The 19,832-nt window shown below is 41.8% G+C and carries 18 protein-coding genes and 1 pseudogene; 11 read left to right on the plus strand and 8 right to left on the minus strand.

Annotated elements, in window-relative coordinates; all coding sequences use genetic code 11:
- The first annotated feature begins 175 nt into the window (after positions 1 to 175).
- The 5 genes from V7K32_RS10030 (at position 176) to ribD (ending at position 6,595) form a co-directional block, all read left to right on the plus strand.
- Positions 176 to 1,078, plus strand: coding sequence for a class I SAM-dependent methyltransferase (locus tag V7K32_RS10030; RefSeq protein ID WP_334992665.1), 903 nt, complete (start codon positions 176 to 178; stop codon positions 1,076 to 1,078).
- Between the two features lie 329 nt (positions 1,079 to 1,407).
- Entirely contained in the window at positions 1,408 to 3,222 is a 1,815-nt protein-coding gene (modB, locus tag V7K32_RS10035) for a molybdate ABC transporter permease subunit (protein WP_334992667.1), read from the plus strand.
- A gap of 150 nt (positions 3,223 to 3,372) precedes the next feature.
- Entirely contained in the window at positions 3,373 to 3,873 is a 501-nt protein-coding gene (locus V7K32_RS10040) for a hypothetical protein (protein WP_334992669.1), read from the plus strand.
- A 693-nt stretch (positions 3,874 to 4,566) separates the two neighbouring features.
- On the plus strand, positions 4,567 to 5,166 hold the full coding sequence (locus V7K32_RS10045) for an MBL fold metallo-hydrolase (RefSeq protein WP_334992671.1): 600 nt from the start codon (positions 4,567 to 4,569) through the stop codon (positions 5,164 to 5,166).
- Between the two features lie 217 nt (positions 5,167 to 5,383).
- The gene (gene ribD, locus V7K32_RS10050) at positions 5,384 to 6,595 is read left to right on the plus strand and encodes a bifunctional diaminohydroxyphosphoribosylaminopyrimidine deaminase/5-amino-6-(5-phosphoribosylamino)uracil reductase RibD (protein WP_334992765.1); all 1,212 of its coding nucleotides are present in this window, start codon (positions 5,384 to 5,386) and stop codon (positions 6,593 to 6,595) included.
- A gap of 42 nt (positions 6,596 to 6,637) precedes the next feature.
- On the opposite strand, the gene V7K32_RS10055 is transcribed toward ribD, so the two are convergent.
- The gene (locus V7K32_RS10055; protein WP_334992673.1) at positions 6,638 to 6,856 is read right to left on the minus strand and encodes a hypothetical protein; all 219 of its coding nucleotides are present in this window, start codon (positions 6,854 to 6,856) and stop codon (positions 6,638 to 6,640) included.
- Between the two features lie 153 nt (positions 6,857 to 7,009).
- On the opposite strand from V7K32_RS10055, the gene V7K32_RS10060 reads away from it, so the two are divergent.
- Positions 7,010 to 7,210, plus strand: coding sequence for a hypothetical protein (locus tag V7K32_RS10060; protein ID WP_334992674.1), 201 nt, complete (start codon positions 7,010 to 7,012; stop codon positions 7,208 to 7,210).
- A 463-nt stretch (positions 7,211 to 7,673) separates the two neighbouring features.
- Here the strand turns inward: V7K32_RS10060 and V7K32_RS10065 are convergent.
- Positions 7,674 to 9,117, minus strand: a pseudogene (locus V7K32_RS10065) (amidohydrolase).
- An 81-nt stretch (positions 9,118 to 9,198) separates the two neighbouring features.
- Between V7K32_RS10065 and V7K32_RS10070 the strand changes: the two are divergent.
- Both V7K32_RS10070 and V7K32_RS10075 read left to right on the plus strand, forming a co-directional pair.
- On the plus strand, positions 9,199 to 9,978 hold the full coding sequence (locus V7K32_RS10070; RefSeq protein WP_334992676.1) for a cysteine hydrolase family protein: 780 nt from the start codon (positions 9,199 to 9,201) through the stop codon (positions 9,976 to 9,978).
- 268 nt (positions 9,979 to 10,246) lie between these two features.
- The gene (locus V7K32_RS10075; RefSeq protein WP_334992678.1) at positions 10,247 to 10,702 is read left to right on the plus strand and encodes a cupin domain-containing protein; all 456 of its coding nucleotides are present in this window, start codon (positions 10,247 to 10,249) and stop codon (positions 10,700 to 10,702) included.
- 307 nt (positions 10,703 to 11,009) lie between these two features.
- Here the strand turns inward: V7K32_RS10075 and V7K32_RS10080 are convergent, their stop codons facing one another.
- Positions 11,010 to 11,351 carry a winged helix-turn-helix transcriptional regulator gene (locus V7K32_RS10080; RefSeq protein ID WP_334992680.1) on the minus strand — a complete coding sequence of 114 codons (342 nt, stop codon included), beginning with the start codon at positions 11,349 to 11,351 and terminating at the stop codon, positions 11,010 to 11,012.
- 119 nt (positions 11,352 to 11,470) lie between these two features.
- Positions 11,471 to 12,214, minus strand: a complete 744-nt coding sequence (locus tag V7K32_RS10085) for a ferritin-like domain-containing protein (RefSeq protein WP_334992682.1) — start codon at positions 12,212 to 12,214, stop codon at positions 11,471 to 11,473.
- Between the two features lie 114 nt (positions 12,215 to 12,328).
- Here V7K32_RS10085 and V7K32_RS10090 point away from each other — a divergent pair, with 114 nt between their 5' ends.
- A complete protein-coding gene (locus V7K32_RS10090; protein WP_334992684.1) occupies positions 12,329 to 12,898 on the plus strand; it encodes a thermonuclease family protein in 570 nt (189 codons plus the stop codon).
- A gap of 225 nt (positions 12,899 to 13,123) precedes the next feature.
- Here V7K32_RS10090 and V7K32_RS10095 read toward each other — a convergent pair whose 3' ends face one another.
- Positions 13,124 to 14,005 carry a carbohydrate ABC transporter permease gene (locus V7K32_RS10095; RefSeq protein ID WP_334992686.1) on the minus strand — a complete coding sequence of 294 codons (882 nt, stop codon included), beginning with the start codon at positions 14,003 to 14,005 and terminating at the stop codon, positions 13,124 to 13,126.
- Between the two features lie 24 nt (positions 14,006 to 14,029).
- Here V7K32_RS10095 and purN point away from each other — a divergent pair, with 24 nt between their 5' ends.
- Positions 14,030 to 14,680, plus strand: coding sequence for a phosphoribosylglycinamide formyltransferase (gene purN / locus V7K32_RS10100; RefSeq protein ID WP_334992688.1), 651 nt, complete (start codon positions 14,030 to 14,032; stop codon positions 14,678 to 14,680).
- A 261-nt stretch (positions 14,681 to 14,941) separates the two neighbouring features.
- Here purN and V7K32_RS10105 read toward each other — a convergent pair whose 3' ends face one another.
- Positions 14,942 to 17,527, minus strand: coding sequence for a GAF domain-containing protein (locus V7K32_RS10105; protein WP_334992690.1), 2,586 nt, complete (start codon positions 17,525 to 17,527; stop codon positions 14,942 to 14,944).
- A 514-nt stretch (positions 17,528 to 18,041) separates the two neighbouring features.
- Positions 18,042 to 18,644 carry a CPBP family intramembrane glutamic endopeptidase gene (locus V7K32_RS10110; protein WP_334992692.1) on the minus strand — a complete coding sequence of 201 codons (603 nt, stop codon included), beginning with the start codon at positions 18,642 to 18,644 and terminating at the stop codon, positions 18,042 to 18,044.
- Here V7K32_RS10110 and V7K32_RS10115 point away from each other — a divergent pair.
- Positions 18,608 to 18,736 carry a hypothetical protein gene (locus tag V7K32_RS10115; RefSeq protein ID WP_334992777.1) on the plus strand — a complete coding sequence of 43 codons (129 nt, stop codon included), beginning with the start codon at positions 18,608 to 18,610 and terminating at the stop codon, positions 18,734 to 18,736. The two genes, V7K32_RS10110 and V7K32_RS10115, sit on opposite strands and share 37 nt — an antisense overlap.
- 8 nt (positions 18,737 to 18,744) lie before the next feature.
- Here V7K32_RS10115 and V7K32_RS10120 read toward each other — a convergent pair whose 3' ends face one another.
- On the minus strand, positions 18,745 to 19,821 hold the full coding sequence (locus V7K32_RS10120; protein WP_334992694.1) for a DUF3326 domain-containing protein: 1,077 nt from the start codon (positions 19,819 to 19,821) through the stop codon (positions 18,745 to 18,747).
- Between the last annotated feature and the right edge of the window lie 11 nt (positions 19,822 to 19,832).

Below are 19,832 nucleotides of genomic sequence, written 5' to 3' on the forward strand. Positions count from 1 at the left end.
AGGCGCTTTGGTAGCATAGCTGTGCTACCCTACGAACCATATTCCATTGAATAAAAACAGTTATAGACTTTGAGAAAGGCTAAGGTAGAGCAATTCAGTAAAGATCGCTTGCGGTTAATGCTGAGTTAAGAGTATAACAGAAAACAGACTTGACTATTCATGAGGAATAATCCTAATGACTCAATTAGCAAATGAAAAATTCAGTCTGAATGACTTTGAATTACGAGATGGTATTTATTTTCCGAACGACTATGAACAATTGAATAATACTCAACATAAAAAAAGATGGGACGCAATTGGTAAAACATATTATGGTTCCCAAAAAGTTGAAAAACTTGCAGATACATCGCCCATCAAACAAGATTACACTCTGTTAACTGGCACACCTGGAGGTACTTGGAACAAATTTCCATTGAATAAATCTGTTGATTCTATTTTAGAAATTGGTTGTGGTTATGGTCGCGCACCTTTACATCTATCTAAAGCGAAAAATTTGAGATGCGAGAAATATTATGGAATTGATATTTCAGAACCTTTGTTGCGGCGGTTAATCAAGGTTAAACAAGAATACAATTTTTTTCCTGAAGCTGAATTTAACTTAATTTGCAATTCGGCTGAAATATTGCCTTTAGAAGATAATTCTATAGATTTGGTAATTTCTAACTGCGTTTTTATGCATATCCCAGATGCACAATTAAGAAATTTGCTGGCTGATATATCTCGCGTACTAAAACCTGGTGGAATTTTCGTTTTTAATCATTCCTTCCACAACAAGTCTTGTCCTTCTCATATTATCCATAATTTTATCAGAAGGCTGAATCCATTTGTGAGAAATCCAGTTTATCTCAAGCAATATACATCTGCTGAAATAAATGAAATGTTAGCGACTGCTGGGATGAAGGCTAAGTGTCCCCAATACAGCGTCGAACCAACGCAAGAATATGCAATTTTGCCGGAAACAATTAAAGCAATTCCAGTGCCGTTTGCTAATGCCATCAATAGAAGTCTTAAGCCATCAGATGCTTTAAAAGAAATTTTGGCTTATGGTTTTAGCGCCTACAGCACTCAACTTGACTAATTAAAATGTTGTCACAATGAAATGAATACAAACCTAACTTTTAACGCGATTTGGAAAACCTCACTTCTATTTCTCTCTTCCTTTAAGGAGAGAGACTTTGAATTTTATTTTCTCCCTTAGAGCATTGGGAAGAGGATTAGGAGGTTAGGTTAATCGTTAGCTTTTCCACATAGCCTGAATTGTCAGAATACAAAGGAACTACGGAAGCACAACCAACATTGTTGTGCTTTTATTTTTGCAATAAATGTAATTTACCAACTTTTACCAACATGTTTTAACTAAAGTTGGTAAATTAGGGATTAGTTGAGCTAATTCTTCGCTTTGCAACTATGCCATTGGATTTATCGCCTCTTTGGATATCACTCAAAACTTCATTACTTGCTACATTTATCACATTTTTCTTGGGTATCGCTGCTGCCTACTGGATGCTGGGATATCGTGGCAAAGGTAAATCGTTGATTGAGAGTATCTTTATTGCGCCACTGATTTTACCACCTACGGTTGTCGGTTTCTTGTTGCTGCTATTTTTTGGCAAAAATGGCCCTGTAGGGAAACTCATGGAGGCTTTTGACTTCACCATCGTCTTTACTTGGTATGGTGCTGCGATCGCAGCTACCGTAGTTTCTTTCCCTTTAATGTATAAAACTACATTGGGAGCTTTTGAACAAATAGATGGTAATTTGCTGCGAGTAGCTAGAACCCTTGGTGCAACTGAAGCCACAATTTTTTGGCGCATTAGTTTTCCCCTAGCATTACCCGGAATTGTAGCCGCCACAATGCTCGCTTTCGCCCGTGCTTTGGGAGAATTCGGGGCGACGTTGATGTTGGCTGGTAATATTCCTGGACTTACGCAGACAATCCCAATGGCGATTTATTTTGCTGTGGAAGGGGGAGCAATGAATGAGGCTTGGTTCTGGGCGATCGCTATTATGGTGATTTCTCTATCTGGAATTATTGCAGTCAACTTCTGGCAAGAATTGAGGGAAAAGAAGGGGGGAGTAGGGAGCAGGGGGCAGGGGGCAGGGGGTAGGAGGCAGGGGGAAAATCTTTATCCGTTGGACTCTACTTCTGAGTCGCGTGGATTGTTTGTCAACATTGAAAAAATACTTCCTAGCTTTGATTTAAAAGTTGCTTTTACTACTGATGAGCAACCCTTGGGATTATTAGGGGGTTCTGGTGCAGGTAAGAGCATGATTTTACGCTGCCTTGCGGGGATAGAAACGCCGACAATCGGGCGGATAGTTTTAAATGGGAGAGTCCTTTTTGACTCAGAACAAGGAATTAATTTACCTAGCCGCGATCGCCGCATTGGTTTTTTAGTGCAGAATTATGCTCTGTTTCCACATATCAGTGTGGCGCAAAATATCGCTTTTGGCTTGCCTAAAGGACTATCGGTTGGGAGTATTAGAGTGCAAGTAGAGGAGCAATTAATAGCGATGCAGTTGCAGGGATTAGGCGATCGCTATCCGCACCAACTCTCAGGGGGCCAACAACAACGGGTAGCTTTGGCAAGAGCATTAGCAAGTCAACCGGAAGCATTACTTTTGGATGAACCGTTTTCGGCACTTGACACGCATCTGCGTAGTCAATTAGAGCAGCAAATGACAGAAACTCTTGCTGGCTATCAAGGTGTGACTCTGTTTGTCACCCATAATATGGAAGAAGCTTATCGGATTTGCCCGAATCTATTGGTATTGGAGCATGGTAGAGCCGTTCATTATGGCAGCAAACATGATATTTTCCAGCATCCAGCTACTGTGAGTGTCGCCCAACTTACGGGATGCAAAAACTTCTCCCGCCTTATTTCTCACTCATCGCAACAAGTGGAAGCGATCGATTGGGGTTGTACTCTGCAAGTAATTGAACCTGTCAAAAGTGAATTATCCCACATCGGCATTCGCGCCCATCAGTTCATTTTTACCAAAGACTCATCACAGGAAAATACCTTTCCCTGCTGGGTAGTAAGAACAAGTGAAACGCCTCACCGGATGACGTTGTTTCTCAAACTACATTCGGCTGGCAAGAATTCTCAAGACTATCATCTGCAAGCTGAAGTCTTCAAAGAAAAATGGGCGACGATGAAAGACCAAGCTTTTCCTTGGTATGTGCGTTTAGATCCTCTGCGCTTGATTTTGATGGAGTGAACGCAGATATGGGCGGGATATAGGGAAGTTTTAAAAATTGCTTTAATATTATAGGGTAAGATGTCTACTCCACAATAAATAGTTGGGTATTCTATGGTAGCGGGATGATTTATCCCACACTTTAGAAGCTGGAAAAGGAGGTGCATTAAAATGGGATTCTCCTTAAATCGAAAACAAATAAGCATTTTGCTGGAAATTGAAATTCAAGATGTTGGCCGTTTTTATATCTATGAAGATAATCAATCTAACATTTTAATGGATACCCTTGTACTCAAGTTACAGGATGACAAAATAATTCAATTTATGAAAACACAGGAGGAATTATATATTTATAATCTTTCTTCAACAGATAAACCAGTAATAGATTTTGAGGTAGATTCAGAAGATATTTTCATTCAAGAACAAACAGAAGTAAAACTTCCAAGCTCCCCTTTTAAAATTAAAAGTATCACAGAGTTTTGGGCTGGTAGAGATGAAAAAAAATTTTTAGTTGGTTTTATTCTACATGGTGATGCTCAAATATCATTACTATCAATTTGTACAGAAACAGACGAGATAGAATTAATGGAACATGATGCTTTTTATGAGCGAATTCACTCCCTAGCATTTTACTACAGCACTGTTATAACTCATTGGTATGATAAAGCATAATATAGTGATTCAACGACAAAGATCCATTTCCCGACTTTTGAGGGAAATGATTCAGCTTGTGTTGGCTCTAGCTTATAAGAGAGGCAACTGAATTAACCAACAAATAAAATAGGTACTAAACAGCTTAAGAGCACCTATTAAATAGGTACAGTACCTATTTCTTCTGCCAACGGGCATCCGGGCCGCGCCCCAAACATTCGAGCCGCCCCTCAGTCCGCTCAAGGCGCAGAATGCAACGAATTAAGTCAATACCCACGGTTGGGCATTGTGACTGTAAATCCTTAATAGAAAAGGACTTCGATACAATGACCAGCCAAATAACAGAACGCGCTTTTAAACTGCCATAGTTGACTCCCTAATATCACAATGGTGGCTATTAATTAGGCGATGCTGCCAGCTTGCGGCTAAAGTTGGCATTAGATAAAACTACTATTTTCCACTTTATTGAGATTTCTCAGCTAGAAGCATGGTAAAAGCTGATAGACATTCATGGTGCTGAAGTTCAATCTAAGGGACTTCCAACGGCTGTGCCAAGAATTGGAAAATCGCGGGATGTTAGACGTGCTGCGCTATGGCATCATTGACTACATAGTATAGTTAAATTCCAGATTCTGGGGGAATGCAACCTTATTATCTATATACTTAATTATTGATATAAATAGTCAATTACTGAAGTACTGATCCAGAATCATCATGAAATCTTTGCACCGTCCCGATCTCTATAGCTGGTCTAATTTCAATCCGGCAAGAAATATTGATTTCAATGGGATTGCCTGGATTCGCCCAGATGGCAACATCTTGATTGACCCAGTAGCCCTATCAAACCATGATTGGAATCATCTAAAATCCCTCGGTGGTGTGGTTTGGATTGTGCTGACGAATTCTGAGCATATCAGGGCAAGTAAAGAAATTGCCGATCAAACCTATGCTAAAATAGCTGCCCCTGTGGCAGAAAAAGATACTTTCCCTATACCTTGCGATCGCTGGCTGTCTGATGGTGAAGAGTTCGTACCTGGGTTAAAAGTAATTGAACTCCAAGGCTCGAAAACTCCTGGTGAATTAGCTCTGTTACTGCAGGAGACGACTTTGATCACAGGGGATTTAGTCAGGGCACGCAAAGCAGGTAGTTTAACGATTTTACCAGATGACAAGCTGCTGAATCGAGAGGAGGCTATTGCTTCTGTGCAGAGGTTGGCTCAACTGAGTCGCGTAGAAGCAGTGCTGGTGGGGGATGGTTGGCCCGTCTTCCGCGATGGACGCGATCGCTTAAAGGAACTTGTAGCGACGCTGTAAATGCTAGGGTAGCACAGTTAGCTGTGCTACCCTACAGGAGATTGTGGTTCAAATAGATGAAAAAAAGCTGTAAGAAGAATTGTAAATATTACAGATTGATACAGCTAAATAATAGCGCCTGGATTTAACTCTGTTTAATTACCCTCAGCAAAGCGCGATTCTCCTGTGAAAAGGCTGTGCGATCGCGTGCAGAATATTTACAGTGTTGCCTAAAATTATGGATAATTCCCCAGTAGTCGCTCAAGCAGATGCCTCCTTAGCAAATTACACTCAGGATATACATCTAGTGGAGTCAGCAGTTGGATTGAATTCACCACCAAAGGAAAAGATCGGAAGTGACTTTGACTCTCGCATGATGCTGCGGTGTTTAGAACTTGCTCGCCGCGCTTTAGGACGGACTTCGCCAAATCCGTTAGTAGGAGCGGTGATTGTCAAGGATGGCGAGATTGTCGGCGAAGGGTTTCATCCTCGTGCAGGTGAGCCTCATGCAGAAGTGTTTGCCTTGAGGGCAGCAGGGGATCGCGCTCGTGGTGCAACAATCTATGTCAGCCTAGAACCTTGCAACCACTACGGACGTACTCCCCCTTGTTCTGAAGGATTGATCCAAGCAGGGGTAGCAAAAGTAGTAGTGGGGATGGTTGATCCTAATCCCCTGGTAGCTGGAGGTGGTATTGCCCGTTTACGTGCGGCGGGGATCGAGGTGTTGGTAGGAGTAGAAGAATCAGCTTGTCATCAGCTAAATGAAGCTTTTGTGCATCGCATTCTCTACAAACGACCTTTAGGAATTTTAAAATATGCCATGACTTTAGACGGCAAAATTGCTACTACCTCTGGTCATAGCACCTGGGTAACAAGCCAAGAAGCCCGCAGTGAAGTACATCAGCTGCGGGCGGCTTGCGATGCAATAATTGTCGGCGGTAATACAGTTCGACAAGATAATCCTTATTTAACCACCCGTCAGCTAGAGGCACATAAACCCCTGCGGGTGGTAATGAGTCGCCATCTGAACTTACCGGAAAATGCCCATCTGTGGCAAACTGCGGATGCTCCCACTTTGGTATTGACAGAGAAGGGTGCTAATCCCAACTTCCAAGAACTGTTGCTCAAGCAGGGAGTGGAGGTGGTGGAATTAACATCACTTACACCAGATAAGGCAATGGCGTACTTGTATGAGCGGGGTTTTTGTAGCGTATTGTGGGAATGTGGCGGAACCTTAGCTGCAAGTGCGATCGCTCAAGGAGCAGTGCAAAAAGTTTTAGCATTTATTGCCCCAAAAATCATTGGTGGTAGCATTGCTCCCACACCTGTGGGCGATTTAGGTTTTACTACCATGACTGAGGCGTTGTCTCTAGAACGTGTTCGTTGGCGTGTAGTCGGCTCTGACTGCTTAGTGGAAGGTTATTTTCCCCAAAAAGCCAATAGTCAATAGTAATAACACTTGACTATCAATCAATTCATCGTGATTTTGCTATCATGAACACTGACGTTCATGGGCAATATCACGTATAAGGGCTAGCCGAGATTGAATGTAGTGGCACAGAAAATCAGTTTCGTTAGAATCTAACAACACTTGTGTTTCGGTTTGTTTTATTAACCACTGCACCAAGCTAGCATCATCCAGTTGTAAGAGGAGTTTGGCTTGGGCAGTTTCAACCACTGACCAAAGCTGACGCATGATTGTAGGAGTCATCAGACCTCAATTGAATAATTAGCTTTGCTGTCTTTAGATTACACAATTACCATCGCACTTGACGACATGAATGTAGAAGCTGAGACAAGTATTATTAAAAAGTTAATAATGGTATTTATAACTTTATGAAGATTAAGAATTTGAAACTCAGTTTTGAAAATGGGGATTGGCGATCGCTACTGCTTAGGTTTTGAAAATTTGTGGGTTGGGTTGAACTTAAGTGTTACCCAACAAAGCTTTGATTATGTTGGGTTTCGTTCTTCAACCCAACCTACATTAGAGTTATTTTTTAGACAAAACCTATACAGTATTGGATTGGAGATTATTAGGCGATCGGGTGCGGTGATTTGTTAGGTGGTGTTGGGTTTATCAGGATTTTCGCCAAGGATTTCCTGTGCAGCGTGTCGGATGTGCAGAATACTCACTGTAGATACTTCTTACTCCTCCAAAATAGTGAAAAGGATGCGGTATGAGTTTACTAAGTATAAGTAAGTGGACGCAAATAATCATTACTGGCTGGTAGTTGCGCTAAAGCGCAAGAGGGCGCAACTACCAGCCAAATACAGAGATTTTACTTTTCGTTACATAGTTTGCTTTTGGGACTTCCAAATAAAAAAATACTCAACTACTTCTTGTGGGGTGGGCAACATGAGCGCCCTTGTATATGGGCGGGCAAGATGCCCACCCCACAAGATTGGGTAATTTATTTCTTGGAAGTCCCTTTATCTTGCCTACCTACTTATATTTCCCCTTTTCTAACTCAATATTAAACACCAAAGCACGAGTTTTTTGCCGCAGTTCTGTATTTATTTGTGTTTCACAACCCCATAACCGTGCGATAATGAGCCTCGATTTCGGCGACGGTTTCAGACTTGCGCTTTGTCTCCCATTGACTGCGATTAAATAATTCTTGTCGCAATTCATCAACGTTAATTGTGGTAACTTTACCATCGGCAACAATTTGCTTGCCATTTACCCAAACGCTATCAACAACATTCGTAGGACGACCTAAGACTAATAAGCCAATAGGATCTGTACGGGGTAATAATGATAAATTTGTGAGGTCATAAAGTACCAAATCGGCTTGTTTACCCACAGCAAGGGAACCGAGTTTGTCTGCTATATTTAGTCCCTTTGCACCTCCCAAGGATGCCATTTCTACAGCTTGTCTAGGTGTAATCCAGTGTTGATAATCTGAGTCTGTAATATTATGTAAAATAGAACCCATTTTGATTGCTTCTAGCAAATCTTGAGAGTCATTACTAGAAGCACCATCGCAACCAAAAGTTACATTTACTCCAGCTTGGCGATATTTTAAAATTGGGGCGATGCCACTGCCTAAACGCAAATTACTTAAGGGATTATGAACAACTGTAGATTGAGTTTCGGCAAGGATGGCGATATCAGCATCATTTAACCATACGCAATGAGCAAGTGTTGTGCGATCGCTCAAATATCCGATTCTTTTCAAATGTTCCACAGCAGTACAACCGTACTTTTCTTGGGCGAGTTTTTCCTGTGCTTTGGTTTCGAGTAAATGGGAGTGACGACAAAGATTGTAGCGATCGCTTAACTCAGTACATCCCTGAAATAAAGCATCAGTACACAATTGAATCCCTGTTGGTGCAACTAAAATATTTATTACCCTGATCCGGGCGATGAAACTGCCTTACCGCTTCTTCGATGATTTCCAATGTTGCCGCAGTTGAGCGAAAATAAGGTTCATGCTTTTGGGCTGATTTCCCAGATGGCATACCTGCGCTGAGGGATTCATCTTGAATTAAGGGGGCGATAAAGGCACGAATTCCTACTTCTCTATAAGCGCGGGTGGCAATGGCGATCGTTTCTAACTCAAGTCCGGGAATTAACACGAGGTGATCTACTACACTCGTCCCGCCAGAAAGTAGGGTTTCCACCGCAGTACCCAAGGCGCTTAGATAAATTTGTTCGGGATCGAGGGGGGTAAAATCATACAGTTCTGCCAACCATAATTCTAAAGGGAAAACTGACATGATTCCTCGCTGCCACATCTCGGATGAATGGGTGTGGGCGTTGAAAAAGCCAGGTAGCAGCAGCTTATTTTTGCCATCTATAACAGTGCCGATTGCTTGTAGATTCGGGGTGTAGGCGGAGCCGGTCGTAGACATCGCTGCGATGCCTTCGGCGAGCTTCGCTAACGCACCATCTACAATCTGTACATCTACTGTTGCATAATCATCACTGAGAGGAATCAAAACATTCTGGATGGTGAAATTTACCATATTTAACCTTAATTAAGTAATCGTCTTTTAAACTAAGTTTCAAGTTACAAAATAGAAAATGGTGTCGGGTATTGTAATTTTATGAATTTACCATTACGGACATTGGGAGTTGCACCAAATGCGTGGATAGTGAATGATGCGATCGCAGATATCACTCGTCCTCAAAAAGCGCCACAACCCTTTATTTTATCAACAGAAACTAAAACCCTGCGCCTAGACTTGGCAAAAGCTGCTATCCTCGTCATTGATATGCAAAACGACTTCTGTCACCCTGATGGCTGGTTAGCGCATATCGGCGTAGACGTAACTCCAGCGCGTCAGCCTATTGAACCTTTGAACAACTTACTTCCAGAACTGCGTGAAGCTGGTGTTCCGGTAATTTGGATAAATTGGGGAAATCGTCCCGACTTGCTTAATATTAGTGCTAGTTCGCGCCACGTCTATAATCCCACAGGGGAGGGTGTGGGATTGGGCGATCCACTACCAAGCAATGGTGCTAGAGTACTTATGGCAGGTAGTTGGGCCGCAGCAGTAGTAGACGAACTAGAAAAAATTCCCGAAGATATTTGTGTGGACAAATACCGCATGAGCGGATTTTGGGATACACCCTTAGATAGTATCTTGCGGAATCTAGGAAAGACAACATTATTTTTTGCTGGTGTTAATGCCGATCAATGTGTGCTAACTACGTTATGTGATGCCAGCTTCTTAGGATATGACTGCGTGTTAATTAAAGATTGTACCGCTACCACTTCTCCTGAATATTGTTGGCTGGCAACATTGTATAATGTCAAACAATGCTTCGGTTTTGTCACTGACTCCCAAGGGATTTTAACAGCGCTGCATCATGGTGAGGAGTGAATCAATTTTGGATTTTGGACTTCGGCTACGCTCAGTCGAATGATTTTAGATTGATCCCATGCATTAATGCTCTTTCTTCGATCAATAATTTTAGATTTTAGATTTGTTCTAGCGTTTAAATTCGCTTGCTCTCAGACTTTTTAAAATTTTGGACTTCGGTGTAATAGCTCAATCCAAAATCCAAAATTTAAAATCTAAAATTATGTGATTCACAACTCAGATTTTAGCAATTTTCATACCCATCGATAATTTTAGAGGGGATAAATAAATGTACGCTACTCGTTGTGTAATTCCGGTTATCAAATCTAGCAAGGATTACCAAGTATATCGCATCAGTGCCGACGCCTCGAATCGATTAGCAATTATCTTCGATTCGACAAATGCTAATACTTCCTTGACTTGCTGTATAGAAATTTTCGATGTAGGTGGACAAACACCCCCAAATCGCCATCAGTGGGCAGTGGAAATGTTTTTTGTCCTCAAAGGGGAGGGGATCGCTATATGTGACGGCAAGAGTGCCACGATCAAAGCTGGAGATAGTTTATTAGTGCCTCCCACTGGGACTCATTTGATTAAAAATACTGGTTCTACTCGCTTGTACACTTTGACTGTTATGGTTCCCAATGAAGACTTTTCGGAATTGATTCGCAGTGGGATTCCGGCGGAGTTAGATGCAGAAGATATGGCAGTACTAGGGAGATATGATGCTTTGATGCCCTGTTAAACTAATTCGTAATGACGCTCGCGGACTCGCTGATGGGGAGGCAGGGGAGGCAGGGGAGGCAGGGGAAGCTGGGGAGGCAGGGGAGGCAGGGGAGGCAGGGGAAGCTGGGGAGGCAGGGGAGGCAGGGGAGGCAAGTATCAAAGACTTGTTCACGAGTATCAAAGACTTGTTCACGAATCTTAATTTAACTGCGCCTTCCTTGGATACTCACGTTAAATTATAGTTAGAAATTATTCTCCCCTGCAAGAACTGCAAGAACTGCCCCCGGCTGAACTTAAGTGTTAGCCAAGATGAACAAGGAGCAATATTAATGGTGATTTGTTTGCGCTAAATGTTCAACAGCCCATTCATGCATAGCATAGAGAATTGGTTGCAAAGTTTCTCCTAAAGGTGTTAGAGAATATTCTACCTTAGGTGGAATTTGGGGATAAACTTCTCTATGAATAATGCCGTCTTGCTCCATTTCTCTGAGTTGCTCGGTTAGCACCTTTTGCGTAACTCCAGGTAAAGCCCGTTGCAACTCACCAAAACGTTTTATGCCAGTCATTAATTCTCTAATAATTAAAACTTTCCAGCGGCCGCCAATCACCTTTAGGGTAGTTTCTACTTCACAAGTCAGCCTGCGCTGGTTTTCTGTTTCAGCTTTCATAATTTTTTGTAGGAAGTACCTTAATTTTAAGAAGGCAAGAGGTAGAACTCTTGCCTTTCAAGCTAGATGTTGAATGTTCTCAATTTTTTGAAGATTAGATACTCAAAAATATCTATCACTTACGTAGCTACCAACTCAGAATCTATTTCCGACGGCGCACTATCCTGGACTAGCGATCGCGTTTCACCATTAGGCTGGAGAATACCGCCAACCATTGCCAACAAGGCGTTTACCTTGCGAGTTCGCCACATATCTACGAGTTTTTGCACTTTACTAGCAGACATCCGTCGCATCATCGCTTCATAGAGATAAGCAGCATGTCCTGTTTCATCTTGGGCAATAGAAAGCATTCCTAACTTCAAGTTACGAGCAGTTGACTCGTTATCAGGTAATACTTTCGCCATTCTGGCAAAGTCTTTACTAGCATCTAACTCCAGAATGTATGTGCTAGCCATAAACACATCCCAATCAATAACAGCCGGTTTTAGCTGTTCTTGGGTGTAGCCTTCAAAGAATGCTGCGAAAAAGGGACTACGCTGTTGTGATTTTTTTGTGGATGTAGTTTGGGGTTGACGCTTAAAATCTATAACTTGTTTATTCATCTGTTGTAAGGCGTGGGCAAAAATTTGACCATGCCTAGTTTCATCTAATGCATGTTTTGCTAGTTTTTCGGCTAGCCATGTATCGCCTTCGGCAGCTGCGCGATCGCTAAGTGCAGATAAAAACGGCACTGAGCCAGATTCGGCCAACTGAAACCCCGCAAGGATGTTGGGGCGGGTTTTCGAATCACGAATTTGAGCAGCAGAGTAATAGGCAAAGACACCTGAACCAGCTAGATGCAGAACGTGAGTCAAGAAGTTCATCAGAAATTCCCGCAGACAATTGGAAGGTTACAATTCTTATTATGTCAACGGTTAACAAATATATCTTTTCATTTTGCTAGTATCATCCCACAGAGGTAATGCAGGTGAGTTTGGATGGAGAAATTAACTAAACCGGTGCGATTTTGGTTTTGTGCAACTATCATAATTTTGGGTTTGATAGGCTGCGATCGCTTTATCGGTACTTCTGGAGAACCTGTTGAGCGAGTGAGTGATGGCGATACCTTAGTAGTGAAAGATACCAATGGCAAAAATATTACCGTGCGTTTTGCTTGTGTAGATGCGCCAGAAATAGCTCATACTAACAAAGAAAAGCAGAGTAAACGCAGTAGCGATCGCAATCAATTTACTTGGGGTGTAAAAGCTCAAGAACGGGTACAAGAACTGGTACAACAAGGAGGCGATCGCGTGACTTTGAATATCACCGATAGCGATCGCTATGGGCGTAAAATTGCCGAAGTCCGTTTAAAAAATGGCACTTTTGTGCAACAAGTATTGTTGCAAGAAGGTTTAGCAAAAGTGTATCGTCCCTATTTAAACAAGTGTCCTAGCAAAAACTTAGTTCAACAAGCTGAAGCTGAAGCCAAAGAACAACGGCTTGGCGTTTGGAGCGATACTAAATTTGTGAATCCTTGGGAATATCGCACTCTATATAAGAAAAAGTAAAAACTCTAGCTGTTTTTAATTGAATGCACTACATTTTTTGGTATTGCATATTTGCGGAATGATTTATACCAATTCTATATGAAGATGCGCTACATATTTTAAGTATAAGAAAAACGAACCGCAAAGCACGCGAAGGACACGAAGAAAGAAAGAAGTTAAAAGGCTTTAGCGCAGCCTTACAAAGAAATAGTATTAGCAACTTCCAAAATTCCCCCCCTGCCTCCGCTACTCCTCTCCCCAAGTTTGCAGTTGCAAATAAACGAGTACCAGTGTCACTGCTAGTAACACCGTTGTGGCGGCGGCGGCATAACCAAAATCAAATTGGCCAAAAGCCTCTTGGTAAATGTAGTAAACCAGCAAATTAGTCGAATTCAGTGGTCCACCGCCAGTCATCACAAAAACTTGCTCAAAACTCCGCAATGTAAAAATCGCGGTAGTGATGATTGCAAATATCACAGTAGGGCGCAATCCAGGCAGAGTAATATACCAAAATTGTTGCCAAGCATTTGCTCCATCTAAATCTGCTGCTTCATAACGACTGAGAGGAATTGCTTGCAACCCTGCTAAAAAAACTACCATATTGAAACCGAGTTGTTTCCAAATACTCATTAAAATAATTACTGGCATTGCCCAAAATGTGTCTCCTAACCAAGATATGTTTATAATGCCAAAAAAATCTAAAAGTCCGTTAACTGGCCCTGATGTTTGAAACAGCCAGCGAAATCCTAAACCGGCTGCCACAAGTGAGATAATTGAAGGCAGAAAATAGGCACTTCGCAGGATGCCCCGGAAAGGAATGGAGCGGTTTAATAAAACTGCTAATCCCAAAGAGATAACTAAACTGGGAATGATCGTGGCAACAGTAAAATAAAAAGTGTTACCCAGAACTTGCCAGAAGTCGGGGTTAAGTAGCAAGCGCCAATAGTTTTTTAAGCCTATCCAATAAATACCTTTTAGAGTGAAACTACCAGCAGTGAAACTGAGGTAGAACAAATAGGCGATCGGCCAAATAATAAAAATCCCTAGTAAAATTAGTGCTGGTGTGAGAAAAATCCAGGCGGCTACTGTATCAGTATCCAACCACGACTTAGTATATTTTTTTTGCATCTATAATTTTTCCTCTTAGCTGTTATGAACCTTTGCCCTGATTCTACCCCTAGCTTGGTTTATCCTAGTATTAGCGATATTTGCCAACCAATTACCCCTTTAAAACTGGGAATTATGGCTTCTGGGAATGGCAGCAATTTTGACGTAGTTGCCCAAGCTATCCAAGATGGGCAGCTAAATGCTCAAATTCAAGTTTTAATTTACAATAACCCTTCGGCGAAAGCAGCCGTAAAAGCAGCCAAAAGAGGTGTAGAAGCTGTTTTATTAAATCATCGCAACTATCAAAGCCGAGAAGAGTTTGATGAGAAAATTGTGCAGACATTGCAGCACTACAATGTAGAATGGGTGATTTTGGCAGGTTGGATGCGATTATTAACATCAGTTTTCATCGATGCCTTTCCTGATAAAATTATTAATATCCATCCTAGTTTGTTACCTAGTTTCAAGGGAATCCATGCTGTAGAGCAAGCCTTGGCATCTGGGGTAAAAATTACTGGTTGTACAGTGCATATAGCTTGTTTAGAAATGGACAGTGGCCCAATATTAATGCAAGCCGCAGTACCAGTATTGCCGGATGATACAGCAGAAACACTCCATGCCAGGATTCAAATTCAGGAACATCGGATTTTACCATTAGCGATCGCTCTAGCAGCTTCTTCGTCAAAAACTAAGTAAGTGGGCGCAAATAATCATCACTGGCTCGTAGTTGCGCTAAAGCGCAAGACAGCACAACTACGAGCCAAATACAGAGATTTTACTTTTCGTTACATAGCTTGCTTTTATCTTGCCTACCTACTTACACTCAGCCCAATACAGTTGGGTTAAAAGAGGACAAGGAGCAGTTCTTGCACGGAGAAAAGGGGAAAAAGAACCTGCATCAAGCTTTTGACTTTCCCCCGCTAGAAAGCTCCCTGCTCCCTTGCCTCTTTTACAAAGCTATTCACCAGAGTTCGCTTCAGTAGCTTGATACGCTTGTAGGAGTCTAGCATGATCGAGAGTAAATCCTACTTGCATAGCTATCTGGGCAAATAAGTCAATCTCAGGCTGTTGCCAATCACGGGGGCTAGAACACTGATGTGCAACTAACAAGCCAAATAGCTGCTCATCTTTCATAATGGGTGCTACTAAATTTGCTTTCACACCAAAGGATTCCAGCAGTTTAATGTGACAATCAGCCAAACCGGCCTGATAAATGTTGTTTATTGCGACAACACGACCAGACTTGTACTTTTCTATATAATTTTCAGTAAAACACGGATCGTAGATTTTAGACCGCAAAACTTTGGGATAACCTGGAACTACTGATTCAGCAATTATAATTCCAAACCAATTAGCGTAAAAGCTATAAACCAATACTCGCTCAACACTCAGTCCTTTGCGAACCTCTTCTACAGTCGTTTTGATGACATCCTCTTCCTTAAGCGATTGGCGAATACTGCGGGTAATATCCACCAGTAACTGACTTCGCTTACTTTCAGCTTCGATTCGTTGCAAGAGTCTTGCATGGTCCAGAGCAAATCCCACTTGCATGGCTATTTGGCCAAATAAATCAATCTCAGATTGTTGCCAATCACGAGGTTTGGAACACTGATGTGCAATTAATAAACCAAATAGCTGTTCATCCTTAAGAATCGGAGCAACTAAATTTGCTTTGACAGCAAAAGATTCGAGCAGGCTAATGTGATAATCAGCCAAACCGGCTTCATAAATGTTATTTACTGCTAAAACGCGACCAGACTGATAATCATCTACATAGCCTTGACCAAAATAGAGGTCTTCGATTTCAGATCGTAAAACTTTTGGGTAGGTGAGAACAACTGATTCGGCAATCACAGTTCCAGACCAATCACCATTTAAGCTATAAACCATCACTCGGTCAGTAGCCAGTACTTTGCGAACTTCTTCCACAGTGGTTTTGAGGACATCCTCTTCGTTGAGCGATTGGCGAATGCTACCTATAGTATCCGCCAGCAATTGACTTTGCACATTCTCAGCCTCGATTCGTTGCACGAGTCTTGCATTGTCGAGAGCAAATCCCACTTCCATCGCTATTTGAGCACATAAATCAATCTCAGACTGTTGCCAATCACGGGGTCGGGAGCATTGATGTGCAATTAATAAGCCAAAAAGCTGTTGATCTTTGAGAATGGGTGCGACCAAATTTGCTTTCACAGCAAAGGATTCGAGCAGATTAATATGACAATCACGCAAACCTGCTTCATAAATGTTATTTATGGCTTGAACGCGACCAGACTGATACTTTTCTACATAATCCTGAGCGAAACATGGGTCTTGAATTTCAGACCGCAAAACTTTGGGATAACCTGGAACCACTGATTCTGCAATCACAGTTCCAGACCAATTAGCGCTAAAGCTATAAACCAGCACTCGGTCAGTACTTAATGCTTTACGAACCTCTTCCACGGTGGTTTTGATGACATCCTCTTCGTTGAGCGATTGGCGAATGCTGCGGGTAATTTCGATAAATACCTGAGCTTTATCTGCTTTGGTATCAACTTGTTCTAGAAGTTTAGTGTAGTCAAGGGCAAATCCTATTTGTATAGCTATCTGAATGAACAAATCAATCTCAGACTGCTGCCAAAAGCGAATTCTAGAACACTGATGTGCAATCAATAAACCGAATAGCTGTTTGCCTTTGAGAATAGGTGCTACTAAATTAGATTTGACAGCAAATTGCTCTAGCAACTCAATATCATTATCGCTGAGATCGGCTTGATGAATATTATCAATGGCATGGATGGAACCATTCTGATATTTTTCTATATACCCTGCTTCAAAGCCAGGTTCAGAGACTGTAAACCCTAAAATTTTCGGTAAACCAGGTGCAACTGATTCTGCGATAAATGTTCCATTGTTATAGTTAGAGTTAAAGCAAAAAATGGTTACGCGGTCAATGCTTAAAGCTTTACGAATTTCTTCTGAGGTAGTTTTGAGAACATCTTCTTCATTGAATGATTCTCGAATCCATCGCGTAATTTTAATTAATAATTGGGAGTAATCAGCTTCGGCTTCTTTCTCCTTTATCAAAACTGAAAGCAGTTCTGTGAATAAGTTTATATTTCTCTCTAACATCACTAATTCATCTTCGCTAGCGATGAAATATTGAGTATATTCACTGTCTGGACGTAGCTTGTTTTTGATACTATTAGAAATGGCAGCAGCTTTGCTGACTCGACTAATAGCTCGATTAGTCACAAAAACAGCGATCGCACCTGTTAAAATTGCTGTTACTCCCATACCACTTAACAAGAGTAACAATTGTCTCTGTAGAGCTTCAGTTTCTGTTGAACTTGTTGCACTCTCAAGTCTTACTTGCGGAATTTGCTTGGTAATTAAATTAATGCCGTAGTAGTAAGTAGCTGTTCCAATTGCAACCACAGGAAGAATACTAATGCTTATTGCCCAAACAATTGCTTTAGTTTTTAAACTCCATTTTTGGCGCCCCGTCAGCCTTTGTTCACGATTTCGTCTTGCTTGGTTTTGAGAAAAAGACTGATTCATAAATGAAACCTGGTTTGCTGCAATTGAGAATCAAGTAAATAACCTCTCCACCAAATTCTACACAAAACTTATTAAACAAGGACTCGCTTTCAGGGGTATTTTGAGGCACTAACCTCAGTTATGCCCTATAACACTTTCGTTACTTTTTAAGGCTCTTAACAAAAGAGAAGCTTACTACTGGCTTTTTTTAGTTTTGCGTAGCGGCACGAAGTGCGGGAAAGAGTTGGGATTTACACCATTGTTTAATAATGATATAAATACATTGGACAGAGCATGGCTATGCCATGATCCTACGAAAATCTATCTATATGACGGATCATAGTTTTCGTGAATTGATCTTAAATGTATGTATTATAGTCTAATTGAGTGAACTCCCTACACTGAGTCTTTGAGTGTAGTGTAGGCTTCCTCCCCAACAGAAAGCGCAACAGTAGATTCCTTGCGTCCTCTAGGGACTATTAGCTCAGTGTGCGATGCGTGGGTTGGGCTACGCCTACGCACTATTCCTAGAAGCTCAAAATTTATTTTTTAATTGCCGTAATTGCGACATTTTCCAGAAATAGCTAGAAATCCAATTGGTAATAATGTGAGCGACAATCGGCACTAATAAGTTGCCCGTGAGCAGAGCACTATAGGCGAATATCATCCCGACAATTGTTGCCCAAATCACATAAGGCCATTGTTGAGAACCGCTAAAATGCAAGATGCCAAAGCAAAGACTGGATATAATGACAGCCACATGATCTAAGCCTAAAGCTGGCAGCATTACACCTCTAAATAATAATTCTTCACTCAACCCTGGTAGTAACCCCAGCCAAATTAAGTCCGGTAAGGCCAAGGGCTTCAGTACCACTTCTAGATAATAATCTGCACTTTGACGATAGGCAGTCCAAACGCGATAAGCTACGCCACTTAACGCGGTGATGGCGAATCCTAACCCTACACCTAAGAGCAACTCTCTTTGGTTCAAGTCCCAAGAAAATAGGGAAAAGTTGCCAAGGTATAACGAAAGTTTGGCGACTATTAACAAAATGATTGCAGTCGTTCCCATCGCCCCAAGTACTTGGATGCGCGTCAGGTATGGAATTTCTGGCTCTTTCTTTTGTTGTTCAATCACGGGTTTTAGGGGGAGATGAGGGAGATGAGGGAGATGAGGGAGATGAGGGAGATGAGGGAGATGAGGGAGATGAGGGAGATAACAACTCATAACTCCTAACTCATAACTCATAACTTTTAATTACTGGCTGCAAAGGTAATAATTTGGGACGGAGAGCGGAGGGATTAATACCTGCTTTGTGTGCTGCTAATACACCCACTGCTTCTAAATATGAGTTTACCTGTATAGCTTTGATCCTCAAAGGTTGGGGAGGAACTTTTATTAGAGTTTTATTTTCTTCTACTGTAATTATTTGGCATCGTCTTTGGCTTAAACTGAGTAAAGCACTGCTACCACAAGCAGTTGCAGGTGCGATCGCAGCATCTACTTCATCTACCCAAATATCTTCTTGCTGTGATGCAATTTGTCTTTTTTCTATTATAAATTGTGGCGCACGACTTAATCCGACAAGGACGCATGGTAAAAAGGTATAGCCCAATTCTTCGGCGGCGGAACGGGGAGATAAATCTGCTTGGGGAGGTTCGCTCAAAAGGGCGGGAGAATGGGCGCAAGAAATTTGAAAGGTTCGCACTAGCAAATGACTAATTACGGCTTCTGCACCCGCTAAAGGATCAACACCTTCACCGTGGCGATATTTCTGTACTGCTTCTGAGTCTATATCATCAGGGAAACGGGCAACAACTGCGATCGCTTCTGCACCCGCTTTTTTAATTAATATCTCAGCCGCCCGTAACAAGCTATCTGGGTTGCCAATTGTTCCCCAACTAGCTCCTGATGCTGTAGTCCGTAATTCTACATTCAATGGTGCATCTGTAATTACATAATCTGTTATGGTTAATCCCAGAGTGGCTCTAACTGCATCGGCTGCTTGTATATGTCTTAGTCGTAACTCTGGCTCAATGCCTTGGTCTAAAAGCAAACCTACTTTGTTGTTACGGACTGGACGTAAACCCCAGCATCCAGAGGCGAACTTGTCAAGTCCGTAACCTTCAACATAGAAAGCGTTTGGGAGATTCCAATATAAAGAAGCGCCATTAAGGACATTGGGGTGAGTAATTAGGCGATCGCAAACCTGTGCTATAACTCTGGCAACAGGTAAAGCATCTCCTGCATAACCCCCAATAGCAGCTCCAACACCAGTTGGTACAATTAAGATAGCGGTGTATGGACGATTCATCTTAAGTTATG

Origin of the sequence: Nostoc sp., assembly GCF_036917635.1 — a bacterium.
Lineage (GTDB): Bacteria > Cyanobacteriota > Cyanobacteriia > Cyanobacteriales > Nostocaceae > Nostoc.